We start from the raw sequence: 19,059 nt of genomic DNA on the forward strand, positions 1-19,059 counted from the left end.
CCGCACAGTAGGGTATCTGTACAATAGGCTTACTGACCCGCCATTGCCTGATACGGGCTCCAGCTAGGCGACAGCCAGAACTTCTGGCCCTGGTTCTGCTGGATGCCCTGTTGGTAGCGCCTGAGGTATCCGGGGTTCATCATTTCCTGCAGGCGATAGAACACCAGATAATCGAGGGCGGCGCGGGTGTAGAACAGGTTGCCGAACGGCAGTTCCCGCCGGGCTTCCTGCAGCAGGTTCATCTCGAACGTCTTGCCCTTGGGCGCATCGGCGCTGCCCAGCGCCATGTCGCGGCTGTTGGCGAACATCTTGAACAGGCTGCTGGCGTCCGAGAAGGTCGGGCCTGCCAGCGTTTCGAGGAATGAGTTGCCCATGCGGCTCTGTTCGCCAAACAGGAAATCACCATAGATCCCTGCCCCGCCGCCCTGCTGCATGGCAGCCAGCACGGTGCGCCAGTCGGCCGGGTCGCGCGGTTCCTTGCCCACGGCCATCGCTTTCAGGCTCATGGCGGCGTAGCCCAGAACGGTTGTGGCCACGATCAGGTGCGCGATGCCCGCCACGTCCGCGCCGTCGCGCGTGACCTCCCTGCCCCACACGCGCCGGATATGCGTAAGCGGGAACGACTTGAACTGCATGAGCATCCGCATGGCCTGCCCCAGCACCGGGTTCACCCGGTCGGCGGCGGCGTAGCTGCCCTGCATGAAGGCCTGCGTGCGCGGGTCGATCTCGGTCATGCCCTCGCGCACCTGGTCGATAATGTAGGAGGACAGCTTTGATTGCAGTTCGTTGCGGGCTTCATCGTGGGTGATGTTGTCGCGCAGCAGGGGTTTCAGGTCGTCCTCGGTCAGGTGATCCAGTTCGGCTGGCAGGATGTGCATGTTGCCATCTGCCGCTTCCTTCGCCGTGCCGCGCAGCACGTTCCATTCGGCTTCATCAATGCCGTAGCGCGTGAGCGACTGGCGCAGTTTTGGGTGCAGGCCGCTGAAATCCTTTCCTGCATTGCGCCCAAGGTTGTGGGTCAGCATGGTGCCGAACCCTTCCTTCATGGCGTCGGTCCAGTATTGCAGGCCGTTCAGCCGATGGAAGAACTGCACGGTGCGACCCATCTTGCCCAGCGGGCCGTCCTCGCCATGGAAGCGGGTCATGATCGCGCCCAGCGTGCCGTCAATCCCCACGCCCATCATGTGCGCGATCTGGCGCCGGTTGCGCGTGCCCTTGCTGAGCGTGCCGGGAACCACGCTTTTCAGCGCGTTCATGTAGCTTTCCAGCAGCGGGATGCCGTTATGCCGCGCCACCGAAGCCGTGACCGCGATATCGGGCAGCGAGGACAGCACCACGCCACCCAACTTGGTGATGGCCTGATAGGAGCGCAGATAGGCCCCGATGGCGGCAATGGTCTTGTTCTGCGGCGCGGCCGCCCGGCCGGTCACGACATCGACCAGCGCGCCATCCTTCAGCGTGCGCAGCCTGTCCACCGTCTTGAAGTCGTTGCGGTCTTTGGCTGTGGCTATGGCCCGATCGGCCACATGGTCGAACATGGCGCGCGGGTTGGTGCCCAGCGTACGCATGACGGCGGCGTTGCGTGCGCCGCGCTCCATGCCCTGCATCACGCTGTCCAGTACGTTGCCCTGGCCAAACTGCTCGTTATAGGCCAGCCAGTCATCGGCCGATCTGAACATCAGGCTGCGTTCCTGACTGGCGCGTTTGGCGGCATTGGCCGGTCCCCTGAAGCCGGACAGCCAGTCCGATCCGTTGGCGCTTTCATGCACGCCCGATGCCAGCGCCTGCCATGTGGCGCGCAGGTAATGTTCCTCGCTGGTGTCGGCATCCAGCCGGTCAAAGGTGCGCGGGTCCAGCTTCGGCAGGATGCTGTCGCGCCATGCCCGGTAATCTTCCTCGCCGCCGTTGCCGCGGATCTTCCACATGTCATGGCTCTGGCGGGTGACGTAGTGTTCCTGTTTTCCGATCCATGCTCCGGCCTCGTTCTGCAGGGCGCGGACCTTTTCCTGATGGCGGTGCAGGATCTCGGCGGCCTGCCGGGCGTGTTCGTTACCCGTGGCCGCGCCCGATGCCGGGTCATCCAGCCGCCACATCTCACGCGCGATATCGCGGTCAAAGTCATGGTTGCGGCGGGTCACGGCCTTGAGCAGCCCGGCGCGGTCGAGGTCCGTCACCAGCGGGCCCATGACATCCGCAACCAGAGCGTGTGTCGTGGCCGCAACCGACAGGGCGGCCCCGCGCTGCGTGTTCTCGCGCCCGGCGATGATGCCTTCCAGCGCCTGCGCTTCCTCGCCTTCGGTCAGGCGGCCCATGATCTCGGACCGGCGGGCAAGGTTGATCTTCTGGTTGCGTTCCTCGATCAGGGAGGCGATGCGGCGTTCCATGCCAAGCTGCCGCCCGGCCTCGCGCGCGGCGTCCTGCGGCGACATGCCTTCGCTCATCAGGCGGTCCATGCGGCGCTGGGTGCTGGCGAACACCTCATGCAGTTCATCTTCGGACAGGGCGCGGCCCGCGGCGCGCGCGGCGGTCTCGAAACAGTGGCGATATGATCCGTCAGCCATTCTTCATATTCCCGATCATGCAGCCTGCGGCGGCTTCATACGCGCGGGCATCGCCTTCCGCGCGCTGTGTCTGTTCATGGATGTCGTCCAGCACCTTGCGGTCCTCGTCCGTCATGCCTTCGGGCATGGTCATCTTCCCTTCGCCATCCGTGGCCATGCCAAGGCGGCGGTTGGCGTCATCCACGGCGGCGCGGGCCTGCGCCAGTTCGTCATCTGCTGTGCCGCCCGTTACCTGCGGGGCAGCGGCTTCGGTCTGGTCCACCGATCGACGGGAGGATGTGATGTCCGACGTATCTTCAAGGATCTTGCGGCGGGATGCATCGGTCAGTATATTGGCTGCACTGCTCTGCATCCCGCCGCTACCCAACCCGGTCGAACCGGACGGAACCTGCGACTGGGCATAAGAGGGATGATCCCCGTCCGGACGGGGTGAGCCAGACTGGGCGGACTGGCTCCATAGCAGTTCTTTTTTCTTCAATGCCCGATATTTAAATGGTGATGCTGTAGCAACACGGTAATGCCCTTCCCCATCTTCGATCAGGTGAAGGACTGCCGCGTTATGTCGTGAATCAGAAACCGTTTTTCCTTCAATCCGGTTCACGAACAGCGCCATCTTTTTTACGCTGCCTGTGTCGCGTCGGATCTCACTCGCATTCCCTATCGTATCCCTCACGAATGATACCGCATCAGGATACCCCTGCGAACGGATGTCACGTCCATGCTGGGCTTCGATATGGAGACGACCGTAATTGTCTCCGGCTTTTTCCGCCCCTGAGCCGGGAAAGTAATGCTGACCTTCCGACAGGATGATGGGCAACGACGGCACGCCGTCTATTCCTTCCGGAATGTGCCCAACCCGAACCGGCGCATCAAGCGGTGTGCCCGGCACATCCTCGGGCCGCGTCGGCGGCCATGGCCGATCATCCATCCCCTGCGCCTGATCCTGCGCCTGCGTGGGGATTTCCTGCCCTGCCCCTTCGGGATCAATCGCATCCGTCAGTTCACCCACCACGTTGGGGCGGTCCTGCGCCAGGGCGGCGATGGCCTCATTCGTCGCGACGTTTCGCGCCTCGGGCGACAGGCTTTCCATCCGGTCGGATACCGGGTTGGCCATGTCATCCAGCGTGGGGGCCGTGTCCTTGGTCGGCTGGGCCTTTTCCAGTTCGCGCGCCGGGAACGCCATGTGCATGCCGCCGCCCAACAGGCCGCCAAACGCAACGTTGGTCAGCGCCTGTCCCATGGTCCAGTCGTTATGCTCGTCCTGCGAGATGCCATAGTTCAGCGGTTCCAGCGCAGCCTGTCCGGCCATGCCCTGCGTGGCCCCGGCCAGCCCGCGGGCTGCCAGACGGCTATCAACACCGAACCGGCCAAGAATGGAGGCCGCGCGGGCCTCCCCCATGCCCGGCACGAAGGCCGAGACGACATTCAGCGGATCAAGGAACTGTGGCAGCAGGCCGCCACCAATCCGGGCCGTCCCGCCCAGTATGCCGCCCGGCCCGCTGGCCATGGTGGCCTGCCGGACGGCCTGCGCATGTTTCTGCTGGTACAGGTCGTTGGCCAGCGCATCCGATACCGGCGCGCTGAACTTCAGGCCCGGCGTCTGATACCGGCTGTTGGCCTGATCGGCTGTCAGGATGTTGGGGTCCAGTGCCTGCGCGCGATGGCGCACCCAGTCGGCAATACCCATAACCGGCGTATCATGGATGCCTTCCGACACGGCCGCGCCAAGGGTCTGCCCCAGCGTGGACTGCATGTTGTCCGTGCCCTGCTGCTGGACGGATGCAGCCTCGATCGGGTCACCACTGATGAACGGCATCAGCCCAGCCCCCCTGACTGCACGGTGTTGAGGGAACCCGGATACGGCGCGGACCCGCCACCCTTGCCATACTGGCCGGAACGCATGCCATCGAACGTGACGGTCACCGGGCTGCCGTCCTTGCGGCGCATGACGTAAGGCGTGGCCCCGTTGCGTGGCGGGATGACCAGCACGAGGCCGCTTTCATCATTATTGGGCACCCACTGGCCGCCTGCGCGTGCGGCGCAGGCTCCGGCAGTGGAAAACGGAACTCGAGCGCGAGGCCGTAACCGGGGACAGTGACCAGCTTTTTGAGGAAGCGGTCATCCGCTGGATTACCGAAGTGCTGGAAACCTCGGTCAAGCCCCAGACCATGCGGCGCTACACCATCTCCATCCGCAGTCTGGAAGCCACATTCAAGGGCGTGCGGGTGTGCGACATCACCACCCGACTGATTTCCAATTTTGTATCCAGTCGGTCGGGGTACGTCACCAACGCCACCATCCGCCGGGACCTGACCGCCCTGTCCCGCCTGCTGTCGGCCTGCGTGGCGTGGGGTTGGATCACCAGCAACCCCGCCCTGTCCTTTGACCGCACGATCATCCGCGAACGACGCGATCCGATCACGCCGCCCTGCCCGGATTCGGTAGCGCGGGTCAAGGCTGCCTGCCCGCCCGGCATGGCGGCAATTCTCGACCTGCTGGAACAGACCGGCATGCGGGAAAACGAGGCCGTCAGTCTGACAGGCGACAACGTGGACCATGAACGCCAGCAGATCCGGCTGTTGCGCACCAAAACGAGTCGGCCGCGCACGATCGCATGGGTCACGCCGGGCGGAAATGCGACGGCATTGCTTGAGCAGGCACCCCATACCGGCTGTCTGTTCCCAAACCGGGATGGACATCCCTATCGCAACGCAGCTTCGAATTACGGACAGATCATGCGCCGGGTGATGGCGCGATGCGAAGCCAAGGGCATTCCCTTCACCCGCTTCCGCATCCATGACCTGCGCCACGCCTTCGCCATCCGATGGCTCAAGACAGGCGGGGATATCTACCGGCTGAGCCGCCATCTGGGGCACACCTCGGTCAAGACGACCGAGATCTACCTGTCCGCCCTGACAGCGGATGAACTGGACCGCGTGCTGCATGTCGGCACAAAAGACGGCACAGAGACCCCATAAATGTAGCGGTTTTTGTGCATGCTAACATCTAGACGGCGGCGGCAGACCTAGCTAAACAGACGATATGGAGAGGTGGCCGAGCGGTTGAAGGCAGCGGTCTTGAAAACCGCCGTGCGTGTGAGCGTACCGTGGGTTCGAATCCCACCCTCTCCGCCAAACCAGTATCCCAACCCATACCAATCTGTTTCAGAAGGCTGGTTTTCTGCCCTTCTGTCGGCATTCTCTGTGCGTATTGTTCCTATTTTGTTTCATGCTGCTCCGTCCTCTTGTGGGCACGCAGCGGGCATGAAAAAGCAGGGGAACGGGTAAGGGGAGAATCCACATACTGACCAACACGAAAATCCGTTCGGCCACGCCAGAGCCACAGCATACCGGCTTGCAGACGCCGGAGGATTGTTTGTGCATGTCATGGCCAGTGGCAAGAAAATCTGGCGGCTCCGCTACAAATTCCAGAAACGGGAAAAAATGCTGACGCTGGGTGATTAACCATCTGTCGCGCTGGCAGATGCATGCCTGGAACACGAAGAGGCCAGGCGCATCCTGCGTAAAGGGCGTGACCCGGTACCGGTCTGGCTCGCCATCCCTGTGACAGGTCTGTTCCACTGCTTACAGAATCCGCAGTCCCTGCATGCCACCGGGCAGGCATATGGGGCACAGACATATGTATTATCCGCGCCCCGTCCAATCAGTCTTCAGGCACATGCCCCGCCATGCGTGCCGCTTCATCGGCAATGGCCTGTTCACGCACCCGGCGACGGGCACGGGCCCGCAACCACAGCCATGCGCCAGTCCCCAACATGACCGCACCTGCAACACCGCACAGGTACATCAGGATTGGATGACGCGACAGGAACCAGTCCACCCACATCCACAGCGGCAACCTGCCCACCGTATAGGTGGGTGATGTGCGATAGGTCGTGAATTTGTCACCATTCTTCAGCACGAGGTCACCCTGCAGGCTGGACAGCGCCTTGCGGTCATGCAGGCTGGTGACCAGATCATGAATATGGGCGCCATTATCCCCCAGCAGCGCCAGCACCGAACGATGGCTGGCATAGGGGGATTCCGCACCGATCATCATTGCGGCGTTGTGCACCGGGGCATTCAGGTTGGCGGTCACGCCATTGCGCAGCCCGCTGCCATCACGGTCCTGAAACATATACCATATACCCTGCAGCCCCATATCCTGACCGACATGGATATGGCCATCGTCAATCTGGTATGCCGAACGTGACAGCAGGGCAGCCGCCGGGCCCATCTGCTGCACCGGGGCAAGCAGGATCACATCGCCCGGGGGCGGATTCTTCGCGATATCCGCTGTCGTGGCAAAATGCACCCCTGCGGCGGGATACCATGTCACCGACCCCATGAAGCCCATCAGGTCAAGATAGGCCCCGATCGTATCGGTATCCGGCGTGGGCGGCAGGACCACCGTGGTTTCCCCAAGATCGGCCATACGCGAAAACGGAAACCCGATTTCGGAAAAATAGGACAGGTTGGGCAAGGTGGTGAAATGCACCCCACGCCGGAAATCCAGCACGGAATCCGAATCAATCCCAAGACGCAGGTTACTGACTTCATTCGAACGGTGACATGCCCCACGGTCCACCGGACGGGCATCAAAGTTGAACTGCAGATCATTCTGCCCGAACAGAAGCCATGACGGCAGCGCCGTGACATGCCCCACTGCCCCGGCATGCTGGGTGACCATCCGTTCCGACCACATGCGCCACAGGCTGTTGCCCAGCAGCGAATAGCTTTGCAGATAGGAGTTGTTGAGACTGACATCCAGACGGGAAGTATTGGTATCAACCACCGGGCTGTCCGGTGTACGTACCCACAGATCCATCAGGAAAGGCAGGCCGTGCCACGTATACAGATCGGGTGGCAGGTGAAACGGCACGTGCAGCGTACCGGGCGCGAAGCCACCAGCCTGCAGGTCGCCTGCCGTCACCAGTTCACCAAAGCGCACCGGGCGATCCGTCGGGATGAAGGCCGGGGCATCATAAGGCCTGCGGGGACGTAGGGTGACGTCCTGCACTACGGTAGATGACACGTTGCCCAGCGTATCGGGCGAAAACACCAGCGCGCGGGCCGCGATCTCAACATCATGCGGCGTGCGCCCGGTTACGATCAGGACGGTGCCCCACCTGTCATTGGGATTGGCGATTTCCAGCAGCGTCGGACCGGCGGGCATGTGTCTGTGGTCATCAACGGGAATGTTCTGGCCGATTTCAATGGCATTGCCCGATGCCGGTATGCTGCGCGACACGGGAAAGGATAGCTGCCGCGAATCAGCCATCCTGCCAAACCATGAGGCGACAAGCCCCCCTGCCCGCATGATGTCCTCCCCCGGCACTTCTGCGGGCATGACCACAGGCACCCGCATGGCCACCTTCAGGTTGGGATCGAAAAAGGGTACCGGCAACCGGCTCAGGTCACGTTCAGGCACGATCCGCGCGGTGGTCAGGGTAATGCTGGACTGGTCCGATATCTGGGCCCACAGCACATCATTGTACAGGTCGTTGCAATCACGCCTGTATTCACCGGCAAAATGGAAATTGAGCTTGTTGTCCCCCGTGAAATAAAGCGGATCGACCGCAAATTCCATCGGCCCGAAAGTCGGATGGGCGGGATCGATACGGATCGTGCCGACATACTGTTCATTCAGGGTAATGGTCAGCGCCGTGGCTTCGGGCAGAAGCGAGGGCGAAATCGCCCCCGACAGCTTCAGCGTCGCATGGGTCACGACGCGATTGGCCGGCACCACCACGTCAATTCCCTGCAATGGCGAAAAGCCGCGCAGGGTCAACGGGCCATTTTCAAGGCCGAGATCATGAAACGGAATGGTGCGCGTAATTTCGGTATCGGCCACCCGGTCCGCAAGCGTCGGGTCCGCCATACTGCCCACGGGGGGAATATCGCCACTGTTGGTATCCCCCAGCGGGGTCAGGCGCGACACGCCGGTCGTGTTGTAAACCGGGGGCGACACGGGTGCCCCGGCTGGGGCGGTGGTAGCTGGCGGCACGGGCGGGGGCGAAGCAGCGTCCTGCGCCACGGCAGGCATCATCACCGACAGCAGCATGCCCATCCCTGCCGCCATCATGGTCATGCCATAGCCAATGCCCCGACGGACAGGGGGCACCACAAGGCTCTTTTTTTCCAGCGTTTCTTCCTTGTGCACGCTATCATCACTTCCTTCAGCTTCCTGCGCCGGGCTGAGATCCCACAGGTAGGGCGGGGACAGAAGGCCGCCTATGCTTTTTATGACCTGATATATGCTGTTCAACGGTCGGTCATCCTTGAAATCGGCCCAGTTATGCCATGCATCGCTTCGGCCGAACACAAGGCTGACAATCTGGCGTTCCTGTTCCAGCGTCTCGATTTTCCATTGCAGGTGCAGCCACGAACCGCGCTGCCCGAGTATGGTGGCAGGCACTGCCACCTCGATCCCGTCATCGGGCTTGCTATAGCGCAGGGTGATATCCAGCGGGGTTTCCAGCTGTTCGGGCAGGCTGAGGGTCACACCCGCCCCGCCCAGCGAGATATCGGTCGTATGGGCATGGAATACCGCGCCATCGTCAAAACAGACATCAACCGGCAGCTTGACCCGTACCCGCGGCTTGTGCCGGATCTGCCGCGTCTCTCGTCCCACCGCAATGGACGCCAGCACCACGATCAGGCTGATGGTGATCCATAGCGTATTGAGCACGAAAGACTGGAACGCCAGTTTCTGGTGATACTGGAAAATCATGCCCAGAATGCCACGCACCATCCCCGCAAACAGGATCAGCGCCATGATGACATTGGGGTACACCGCGCTGAAATCAAAATATCCCCGCGCCAGCAGCCCCCCCTTATCGGTGACGTTGAACTTGCCCTTGTGCGGCTGCAGCAGGGTGACGATGGTGATGCGGATGAGAAACAGCGCGAGCGATGTCTCGTAGATTTCGCTCCAGAAGGAATAGCGCCATCGCCCCTCGATCCGTGACAGGGTCATGATGGAATGGAAGATATGCGGCAGCGCATAGACCATGATGGCAAATGGGGATGCCGCAATGATGTTCTGCCCGAAAAACAGGAACCCCAGCGGTGAAACAAGGAAGGTTACCCTGGGGATGGCAAACAGGAAGTGCGACATGGCCGACAGGTAGCAAAGCCGCTGTTCCCACCGCAGGCCGCCGCCCAGCATGGGATTATCCAGCCGCATGATCTGCAGCATGCCACGCGCCCAGCGCACGCGCTGGCCGATATGCAGGATCAGCCGTTCGGTCGCCAGTCCACCGGCCAGCGGCTGGCACAGATACGCCGTCCCCCACCCCTTGCGCTGCATCTTCAGCGCGGTATGGGCATCTTCCGTAACCGTTTCGGTCGCGAACCCGCCAACACTCAGCAGCGCCGAACGGCGGATGGCCGCACAGGAACCGCAGAAGAACGTGGCATCCCAGAAATCATTGCCGTCCTGCACCAGTCCGTAGAACATGTTGCCTTCGGGCGGGACGTCATAGCCTGCGGCAAGGTTACGCTGGAACGGGTCTGGGGAATAGAAATGGTGCGGCGTCTGTAGCAGCGCCAGCTTGGGGTTCGCCACCATCCAGCCAATGGTCTTGAGCAGGAAGGACCGGGTGGGCACGTGGTCGCAGTCGAAAATGACCACGAACTCCCCCCTGGTGATCTTCATGGCATGGTTGAGGTTACCGGCCTTGGCGTGGTTGTTCTCGGAACGGATGATGTAGCCCGCGCCGGATTCCCTGGCGAAATCGTAAAAGGACTTCCGCCGCCCGTCATCCAGGATATAGACATTCAGCTTGTCCGCGGGCCAGTGCAGGTCCATCGCCCCCAGCACGGTCGAACGCACCAGTTCCAGATCCTCGTTATAGGACGGGACATAGACATCCACCATCGGCCAGTCATCAGGGTTGTCCGGCAGGCGGTGCGGCTTGCGGCCCAGGGGCCATGACATCTGGAAATAGCTCAGGCACAGGGTGGACAGGGCGTACCCCTCCGCCATCAGCAGGGCTATCGACATGACAATCTGCAGCGGGCCGGTAAACTGCACCGTGCTGCCCAGCCGCCAGATCAGATAGCGAAAGGACACGAACAGAGACAGCATCATGAGGATGCAGGTGACATGCCGCCCCTTCCTCCGGTTCAGGAAGAAGAACAGGCTGATCGTACCCACGGAAATATAGGCCTGCTGTGCCGGGGCAAGGGTGATGTCGCCAACAGACAGGCAGAGAAACGCCCCTCCAGCCAACAGAAAGCAGACAAGCCACTTCAACCCGCGCGGCGTGGCCATGAACGCATCACCGCCCCACTTCAGCCACAATTCCCTTAGCATATTTTATAACCAGACCGACCTGAATAAAAACTGCTGATACACATGCATGCAACAGACGCGCAGGGACATTTCACGGACCATTATTGCGCCCCGCGGCAGGCATGATTTATTCCTTATGACAAACAGTTCCGCTTAAAAGGTATCTCTTTCCCGTGATTTTTTAATGGGAGGGAACATTAAATGACGTGCCATCGTGACCGCAAGGTATTATGTGGGATGCCGATTTATTTTTACATATCGGATAAAAAAACAAACCTCACGCCCGTTGACAGTATAAGTCAGGGAAATTCATAAATCCGATATCGGGTAATAATATCATATCCATTTATTCATTAAATAAAACATTTCATTTTACATATATCATCTGATCATGACAGACGGAAAAAGGCACCCGATCCACAGGACCGGGTGCCTTTTTCATATCATCGCATATGCAGCGCCTGCCCACCGGGGCAAAAATGCGCCGCCTGCGGGATCAGACCGCGCGGCGACCCGCGCCACCGGAACGGCCTCCGCCACCAGGGCGACCGCCACGGCCACCACCGGGCGGACGACCGCCACCAGCCGGACGACCCCCGCCACCGGAACGCCCGCCACCGGGACGGCCTCCGCCGCCCCCACGGCCACGACCACCGCCACCCAGCACGGGCGGACGCATGGTGGAATTCTCGGCCGTTTCCGAATGGTACGGATGTTCGGACACGACCGGGATCTTCTTGCCGATATTCTTTTCAATATCGCGCAGCCACGCCCGCTGTTCCGCATCACACAGGGACACGGCCCACCCCTCACGCCCGGCGCGCGCCGTGCGGCCAATGCGATGGACATAACTTTCAGGCACATTGGGCAGATCGTAATTGAACACGTGGGTCACGTCGTCCACATCAATGCCACGGGCCGCGATATCGGTTGCTACCAGCACCTTCACGTTGCCGGAACGGAACCCCGACATGGCGCGTTCACGCGCGCCCTGCGACTTGTTGCCATGAATGGCTTCGGCCGTGATGCCATGCTCGCTCAGGAAAGCTGCGACCTTGTTGGCTTCATGCTTCATCAGCGTGAACACCACGGCGCGCTCGACCTTGGGCGAGTCCACCAGCAGCTTCAGCGCCTCGCGCTTGTTGCCGGTATCGACAAACATCACCGCCTGGCGGATCCGGTCCACCGTGCTGGACGGCGGGGTGACCTGCACGGTGGCGGGATCACGCAGCAGGCCATGCGCCAGATCGGAAATGGTCTTGGGCATGGTGGCCGAAAACAGCAGCGTCTGGCGGTCGGTGGGCAGGGCTGCGACAATCTTGCGGATATCGCGCACGAAACCCATGTCCAGCATGCGGTCGGCTTCATCCAGCACCAGGACTTCAAGTCCGGACAGGTCGACATGTCCCTGCCCCATCAGGTCCAGCAGGCGGCCGGGGGCTGCAACCAGCACGTCCACGCCACGGCGCAGGGCCTCGATCTGGCGCCCCTGCCCCACGCCACCAAATACGACAGCGTAGCTGAAGCGCATGTGGCGGGCATAGGATGCGAAGCTTTCCCCGATCTGGGATGCCAGTTCGCGTGTGGGTGCCAGCACCAGCGCGCGTGCGCCCTTGGGATGGGCACGGCCCTTCTCACGGAACAGGCGATCAAGGATCGGCAGCGCGAAGGCCGCGGTCTTGCCCGTTCCGGTCTGTGCCAGACCCAGCAGGTCGCGCCCTTCCAGCAGATAGGGAATGGCGCCGGCCTGAATGGGGGTGGGCGTGGCGTAGCCTTCCTCGTCCAGTGCCCGCAATAGCGGCTCTGCAAGATGAAGATCGGCAAACGTTGTCATGAATGGCGCCTCCTGGCGCGAAAAAACAGGGCCGTGGGGCACGCAGGAACCTGCATGCCCGGATGGCGAACTGACAGACATACCCGGCACCGGCCCTTATATGCACGGGGGCACTCGGTCTGTTGTCGCAAGGATATCATGTAAGGAATAAAGGCCGGTCCAGTCTGCTTCTGTTCGTGTCCCCCGCGTCAAGGACACGTGCAATCAAACCAGCACAAGGAACAGGCGCGGTCCGTTCCCAAGCCTGAGGCTGTATATTGTTACGGGGGGGACCGCAAGCTTTTTCATGCAAGCCCCCCCTTCATGCGCCCCCATTACGGGCGGGCCGGTTCAGGCAGAGGGAAATCGGTCGGTCAGGATGACTTCGCTGTCAGGCAGCCTGCCCACGCGCGGCGGGGCATGTTCCGTGCCCTTGCCGATGACGACAAACATGGCCACCACATGGTCGGCCGGCAGGTTGATCAGGCGGCCGACCGCGTCATAATCAAACCCGTCCATGGGACAGGACTGGTAGCCCATGGCCGTGGCGGCCAGCATGAGTGTCTGGGCTGCAAGCCCCGCGCTGCGCATGGTTTCGTCCTGCTGGACCCATTCGCGGCCTTCGTAATAACCCCGGATCATCTCCGCCATGCGCTGCTTCACGTCATCGGGCGCGCCATCGAAATAACGGGCCGGGTCCTTCTTCCACGCATCACGGTCGGCACAGATCACGATCAGGGCGGAGGCATCGGTCACATCGGGCTGGTCCCACGCCACCTTGCGCAGTTCATGACGCAGGGCCGGATCGCGCACCACCACGAAACGGCAGTGCTGGATATTGAATGCCGAAGGCGCACGGCGCGCGGCTGCAAGCAGTTCATGCAGTTCCGCCGGGCTTATCGCGTGATCCGGGTCATACGCACGGATGGCGCGCCGGGTCCGGATGGCCTCAAGAGTATCCACTGTCACATCTCCCCACCGTGGCGACTTTATTTATGGGGGGTATCCTTGCGCCGTAACAGAAACAGCGCCTGTTCCCCAAACAGGTTGGCCAGCCGGATCGAACGCCGCCACGGTGCGCGCTCGCCATCTTCATCAACAGCCATCCACTGCTGGACAACATAACCCTCGTCCCGGCACAGCGTCAAAAAGTCGAGGATCGTGCACGGGTGGATATTGGGCGTGTCGTACCACGGCGTGCTCCACACGCTGGTCATGGGCATGCGCCCGCGCATCAGAAGCTGCATGCGCAACCGCCAGTGGCCGAAATTGGGGAATGACACGATGGCGTAACGCCCGATACGCAGCATCTGGCGCAGCACCTCCCGCGGGCGTTCGACCGCCTGCAGGGTGCGCTGCAGCACCACGTAATCAAACGCATTGTCGGGGTAATGGACAAGGTCGTGGTCCGCGTCCCCGTGCATGACCGGCAGGCCATGGGCAACAGAACGCGTAACCTCGCGCATGTCGATCTCGATCCCGCGCGCATCACACCCGCTGTTGCGGAACAGGTAGTCCAGCAGCGCGCCGTCACCACTGCCCACATCCAGCACGCGGGTCCGGGGACGGATCATGCCCGCGATCAGGCGCTGATCAAGCCGCATGGTCAGCCAATCCCCGCATGTTCGGCTGCCCCGCACAGGAAGCCACGGATGGTCCGGTCGAAATCAGGTTCATCCAGCAGGAAGGCATCATGACCCTTGTCACTATCGATCTCGACAAAGGATACGTTTGCCGCGACCTGGTTGAGCGCACGCGCCAGAAGCCGCGCCTGCGACGTGGGGAACAGCCAGTCAGACGAAAACGATATGATGCAGAAGCGCGTGCGCGTGCCCTGGAACGGACGCGACATGTCACCATCATGCTCGGCCCCGAGGTCGAAATAATCCATCGCGCGCGTGATCGTCAGGTAGGAATTGGCGTCAAACCGCCGCACGAAGGTCGATCCCTGGTGACGCAGGTAGCTTTCCACCTCAAACATCTCACCAAACAGCGCGCCCGGTCCCCCTGCGGCCCCACGCCCGGGAGTCGTGCGCACGCGGCGGCCGAATTTGCGTGTCAGCGCCGCTTCGGACAGGTAGGTGATGTGCGCCATCATGCGCGCGACCGCCAGCCCGCGGGCCGGGATCTCGTTACATTCCCAGTACCGCCCCCCATGCCATTGCGGGTCGGCGAATATGGCCTGGCGGCTGACTTCGTTGAAGGCGATGTTCTGCGCCGAATGGAAGGGGGATGTCGCAATAGGCATGGCCGCGAACACCTGCTCCGGATAGGTTGCGCACCATTCCAGCACCTGCATGCCGCCCATGGATCCGCCAACCACCGCCAGCAGGCGGTCAATGCCCATATGTGCGACCAGAAGATGCTGCGCGCGTACCATGTCACGGATGGTGATGGCAGGGAAATCGGTGCCCCATGGCTCCTCCGTCCCGTCTTCGTTCACCCGCAGGCTGCGCGGGCCGGTCGTGCCCATGCACCCGCCCAGCACATTGATGCAGATGACGAAGAAACGGTCGGTATCAATCGGCAGGCCCGGACCGACCATGCGTCCCCACCATCCGGGCTTGCCGGTCAGGGGATGGGGGTCGGCCACATACTGGTCGCCTGTCAGCGCATGGCAGACAAGGATCGCATTGTCACGCGCGGGCGACAGGGTGCCATAGGTACGGTACGCCACATCCACCGGGGCAAGGTGGAAGCCACAGTCCAGCTGCAATCCGTCAGGAAAGCTGACATGCTGGTGCGACAGGGTGGTAGCGGGATTGGTCTGGTCCATTCTGTATCCGGCATTGCGTCGACAGGGACAATGAAAAAAACTGACAGGGGTTGCGTATGGCACCCCGGCCCGGCACATGCAAGGTTCATGGCACGCCCCGGCCGCCGGGCCGGGGTTCAGAACTGCTCGACCCTGCCCACCCCTTCAATGGCCTTGATCATCTGCGCCACGCGGGGGGTTACGCGGTAACGCTCGGCCAGCGTCAGTTCCACATCGCGCGTTTCCGCAACCGATGGCAGCAGGATCACACGGCCCCGCCCATTGCCATTGTCCTGCAACACGTCACGGATCGGTTCCAGCGCGTCCGCCCGGTCGAACCAGATGCGCAGTTCCGCCGCGGCCTCCGCCGCAGCCTGCTCCAGCTCCATCACGTCGGATGCCGTGATACGCAGCGCCTCGCCTTCCAGCTTCAGGTCCGCCGTAACCACCACCGCATTGCCCGCCACAAGGATTTCACGCGACCGTGACAGCACTTCTGAAAAGAAGGTAATCTCACACCCACCCGACGCATCGGACAGGCGCACCCACGCCATCTTGTTACCCGTGCGCGTGGGGCGCTCCTTGCGGTCCACCACACAGCCCGCGATCTTGACGCGACCGATACCCGCCTGCGCTGCCGCCTCCAGCCCCGTGGCCCTGACCGCCCCCAGCCTGCGCATGAGCGGGCCGTAGGAATCCAGCGGATGCCCGGTCAGGTGGAAACCGATGGCGTCGGCTTCCATGTTCAGCCGTTCGAATTCAGGCCAGTCGGCGCAGCGTGGCAGGCGCAGCGGTTCACGCTGCGCCGGCGTGCTGGCACTGCCGCCGAACAGCCCGATCTGGCCGCTGGCGGCTTCCTGCGCATTGGCCTGCGCGCGCCGCATCACGGTTTCAGCCCCCCCGCAGGCCTGTGCGCGGTTTGGCAGGATGGTGTCAAATGCCCCCGCGCGGGCAAGGTTTTCCAACTGCATCTTGTTGACCTGTTTAGGGTCAAGACGGGCTGCCAGATCCTCAAGGTCGGTAAAGGGCCTGTCACCGCGCACCGCCACCAGCGACTGCATGGCGCTCAGACCGACCTTTTTTACCGCGGCCAGCGCGTAGCGGATGCCATAGCCTTTGCCATCGGGCAGTTTTTCCACCGTAAAATCGGGGCCAGAGGCATTGATGTCAGGCGGCAGGATGGGAATGCCCAGCCGGTCGGCTTCCTGTCGCAGGCCCGCCAGCTTGTCGGTCTTTTCACGCGCAAGCGACATGCAGGCCGCAATGAAGGCGACGGGATGGTTCGCCTTCATCCACGCCGTCTGGTACGACACCAGCGCGTAGGCGGCGGCATGGGATTTGTTGAACCCGTAATCGGCGAACTTGGCCATGAGGTCGAACACCTCGGCAGCCTTTTCGCGCTCGATCCCGCGCTTCATCGCCCCTTCGGTAAAGATCACGCGCTGGCGGTCCATTTCCGCGCGGATCTTCTTGCCCATGGCGCGCCGCAGCAGGTCGGCCCCGCCCAGGCTGTAGCCCGCCATTTTCTGGGCAATCTGCATGACCTGTTCCTGATAGACCATGATACCGTAGGTCTCTTCCAGGATCTCGCGGATTTCCTCGTGCGGCGGCTCCCACGGCTCACCATGCTTGCGCCTGCAGTAATCGGGAATGTTGGCCATGGGACCGGGACGGTACAGCGCCACGGCGGCAATCAGGTCTTCCAGCCGGGTCGGGCGCATCTGCTTGAGCACGTCGCGCATGCCAGCGCCTTCGAACTGGAATACGCCGCCGGTATCGCCGCGCGCCAGCATGTCGTAGGTCAGTTCGTCATCCAGTGGCAGGGCCGACAGATCGACCTCGACCCCCATGCCGTGCAGGAACTGCACCGCACGTTGCAGGATGGTCAGCGTGGTCAGGCCAAGGAAGTCGAATTTGACCAGCCCCGCCTGCTCCACGAATTTCATGTTGTACTGCGTGACCAGCATATCACTCTTGGGGTCGCGGTACAGCGGCACCAGTTCCACCAGTTCGCGGTCGCCAATCACAACACCGGCAGCATGGGTACTGGCATGGCGGAACAGGCCCTCCAGTTGCTGGCCGATTTCCATCAGCCGGCGGATGGCCTCATCCTCGTCACGCATTTCCTGCAGCCGCGGCTCCCCCTCGATCGCCTGTTTCAGGGTGACCGGCTGGGCCGGGTTATTGGGGATCAGTTCAGCCACGCGGTTGACCATGCCGAATGGCAGGCCCAGTACGCGCCCCACGTCACGTACCGCCGCACGCGCCTGCAATTTACCAAACGTGATGATCTGGGCCACGCGGTCGGGGCCGTATTCGTTACGGACGTAGCGAATGACCTCATCACGCCGGTCCTGACAGAAATCGATATCGAAGTCAGGCATCGACACACGTTCGGGGTTCAGAAACCGTTCGAACAGCAGGTTGAAGGGAATGGGGTCGATATCGGTAATGGTCAGCGCCCATGCCGCCAGCGACCCCGCACCCGACCCGCGCCCTGGCCCCACGGGTATGTCATGCGCCTTGGCCCACTGGATGAAGTCGGCCACGATCATGAAATAACCGGGAAAACCCATCTGGGCGATGATATCGAGTTCGAATGCCAGGCGTTCCTCGTATTTCGTCCGGGTCTCGTCATCGACAGTCATGCGCGACAGACGGTTTTTCAGGCCGGTCACGGCCATGTGCCGCAAGGTCTGTTCTTCGGTCTGGCCTTCTTCCACCTTGGGGCAGACCGGCAGCAGGGGCTTGCGCGTCTCCACCGCTATGGCGCAGCAGCGCGCGATGTCCAGCGTGTTGTCGCAGGCTTCGGGCAGGTCGGCGAACAGTTCGCGCATGACCTCCGGCGGCTTGAACCAGTGTTCGGGCGTTACCCGCCAGCGGTCGCGTTCGGCCATGGTGCGGCCCTGCGCGATACACAGCAGCGCATCATGCGCCTCGTACATGTCCGGCTTGGGAAAGAAGCATTCATTGGTGGCCACCAGCGGCAGGCCCATACGGTCGGCCATGGCGATCATGCCCGGTTCCACAGCACGTTCCGCCGCCTGCCCATGCCGGTGCAGTTCCACCGCCATGTGGCTGCCATAGGCTTCATGCAGCCGGTCCATGAGGCGCGCGGCCTCCCGCTCCTGCCCTTCGGCCAGCATGTGGAACAATGGCCCCCGGCTGCCGCCCGTCAGCAGGAACAGCCCGGCCGCGCGTTCGCATAACAGGTCGAGCGTAACGGTCGGTTCGTCCGTTTCGTGTTGCAGAAACCCCGCCGAGGACAGGAATTGCAAATTGGCCAGCCCCTCCGCATTGCGCGCCAGCAGCACCACGGGTTCCGCCGGGCTGCCGGGCTTGTCACTGCGTGACGGCAGGCCCACCTGGCAGCCGATAATGGGCTGCACGCCCTTTTTCCCGCAATATTGCGAGAATTCCAGCGCGCCGAACATGTTGCCCGTATCGGTAATGGCGACGGCAGGCATGCGCATGTCATGCGCCAGCGCCACCAGTTCAGGCACGCGGATGGCCCCCTGGCTGAGGGAATAGGCGGAGTGGACACGCAGGTGGACGAAATCGGCATGGGACATACGGTCATTCTACCGCACTCCACCTTCAATGTGCACTCCCCATCCCGCATGCAGACGCAA

Annotated in this window: 11 protein-coding genes and 1 tRNA gene; 3 read left to right on the plus strand and 9 right to left on the minus strand. The window is 62.2% G+C overall.

All coding sequences use genetic code 11. The features are described from left to right. Positions 1 to 29: 29 nt before the first annotated feature. Genes MSKU9_RS06410 through MSKU9_RS06420 form a run of 3 tightly spaced genes read right to left on the minus strand, consistent with a single transcriptional unit; the run spans position 30 to position 4,577 of the window. Positions 30 to 2,561 (minus strand): hypothetical protein, encoded by a 2,532-nt coding sequence (locus tag MSKU9_RS06410; RefSeq protein WP_141260498.1) that lies wholly within the window; start codon positions 2,559 to 2,561, stop codon positions 30 to 32. Continuing rightward, on the minus strand, positions 2,554 to 4,377 hold the full coding sequence (locus MSKU9_RS06415) for a hypothetical protein (RefSeq protein WP_141260499.1): 1,824 nt from the start codon (positions 4,375 to 4,377) through the stop codon (positions 2,554 to 2,556). Before MSKU9_RS06415 ends, MSKU9_RS06410 begins: the two co-directional genes overlap by 8 nt. Further along, entirely contained in the window at positions 4,377 to 4,577 is a 201-nt protein-coding gene (locus tag MSKU9_RS06420) for a hypothetical protein (RefSeq protein ID WP_141260500.1), read from the minus strand. Before MSKU9_RS06420 ends, MSKU9_RS06415 begins: the two co-directional genes overlap by 1 nt. A gap of 17 nt (positions 4,578 to 4,594) precedes the next feature. Here MSKU9_RS06420 and MSKU9_RS06425 point away from each other — a divergent pair, with 17 nt between their 5' ends. The 3 genes from MSKU9_RS06425 to MSKU9_RS18895 all read left to right on the plus strand — a co-directional run bounded on the left by MSKU9_RS06425 (position 4,595) and on the right by MSKU9_RS18895 (position 6,025). Continuing rightward, positions 4,595 to 5,539 (plus strand): tyrosine-type recombinase/integrase, encoded by a 945-nt coding sequence (locus MSKU9_RS06425; RefSeq protein ID WP_227002398.1) that lies wholly within the window; start codon positions 4,595 to 4,597, stop codon positions 5,537 to 5,539. Between the two features lie 66 nt (positions 5,540 to 5,605). Next, positions 5,606 to 5,695, plus strand: a tRNA-Ser gene (locus MSKU9_RS06430). Positions 5,696 to 5,947: 252 nt separating this feature from the next. Beyond that, positions 5,948 to 6,025, plus strand: coding sequence for a hypothetical protein (locus MSKU9_RS18895; protein WP_370685916.1), 78 nt, complete (start codon positions 5,948 to 5,950; stop codon positions 6,023 to 6,025). Between the two features lie 199 nt (positions 6,026 to 6,224). Here the strand turns inward: MSKU9_RS18895 and bcsA are convergent, their stop codons facing one another. The 6 genes from bcsA to dnaE all read right to left on the minus strand — a co-directional run bounded on the left by bcsA (position 6,225) and on the right by dnaE (position 18,999). Continuing rightward, the gene (gene bcsA / locus MSKU9_RS06435) at positions 6,225 to 10,880 is read right to left on the minus strand and encodes a UDP-forming cellulose synthase catalytic subunit (RefSeq protein WP_141260501.1); all 4,656 of its coding nucleotides are present in this window, start codon (positions 10,878 to 10,880) and stop codon (positions 6,225 to 6,227) included. A 475-nt stretch (positions 10,881 to 11,355) separates the two neighbouring features. Next, positions 11,356 to 12,693, minus strand: a complete 1,338-nt coding sequence (locus MSKU9_RS06440; protein WP_141260502.1) for a DEAD/DEAH box helicase — start codon at positions 12,691 to 12,693, stop codon at positions 11,356 to 11,358. 330 nt (positions 12,694 to 13,023) lie between these two features. Continuing rightward, the gene (locus MSKU9_RS06445) at positions 13,024 to 13,635 is read right to left on the minus strand and encodes a nitroreductase family protein (protein ID WP_141260503.1); all 612 of its coding nucleotides are present in this window, start codon (positions 13,633 to 13,635) and stop codon (positions 13,024 to 13,026) included. A gap of 26 nt (positions 13,636 to 13,661) precedes the next feature. After that, a complete protein-coding gene (gene metW / locus MSKU9_RS06450; RefSeq protein WP_141260504.1) occupies positions 13,662 to 14,276 on the minus strand; it encodes a methionine biosynthesis protein MetW in 615 nt (204 codons plus the stop codon). 2 nt (positions 14,277 to 14,278) lie between these two features. Beyond that, positions 14,279 to 15,448, minus strand: a complete 1,170-nt coding sequence (gene metX, locus MSKU9_RS06455) for a homoserine O-acetyltransferase MetX (RefSeq protein ID WP_141260505.1) — start codon at positions 15,446 to 15,448, stop codon at positions 14,279 to 14,281. 116 nt (positions 15,449 to 15,564) lie between these two features. Then, complete coding sequence (gene dnaE, locus MSKU9_RS06460) at positions 15,565 to 18,999, minus strand: DNA polymerase III subunit alpha (protein ID WP_141260506.1); 3,435 nt, start codon at positions 18,997 to 18,999, stop codon at positions 15,565 to 15,567. Positions 19,000 to 19,059: the final 60 nt, after the last annotated feature.

The organism is Komagataeibacter diospyri, assembly GCF_006538165.1.
Taxonomy (GTDB): domain Bacteria; phylum Pseudomonadota; class Alphaproteobacteria; order Acetobacterales; family Acetobacteraceae; genus Komagataeibacter; species Komagataeibacter diospyri.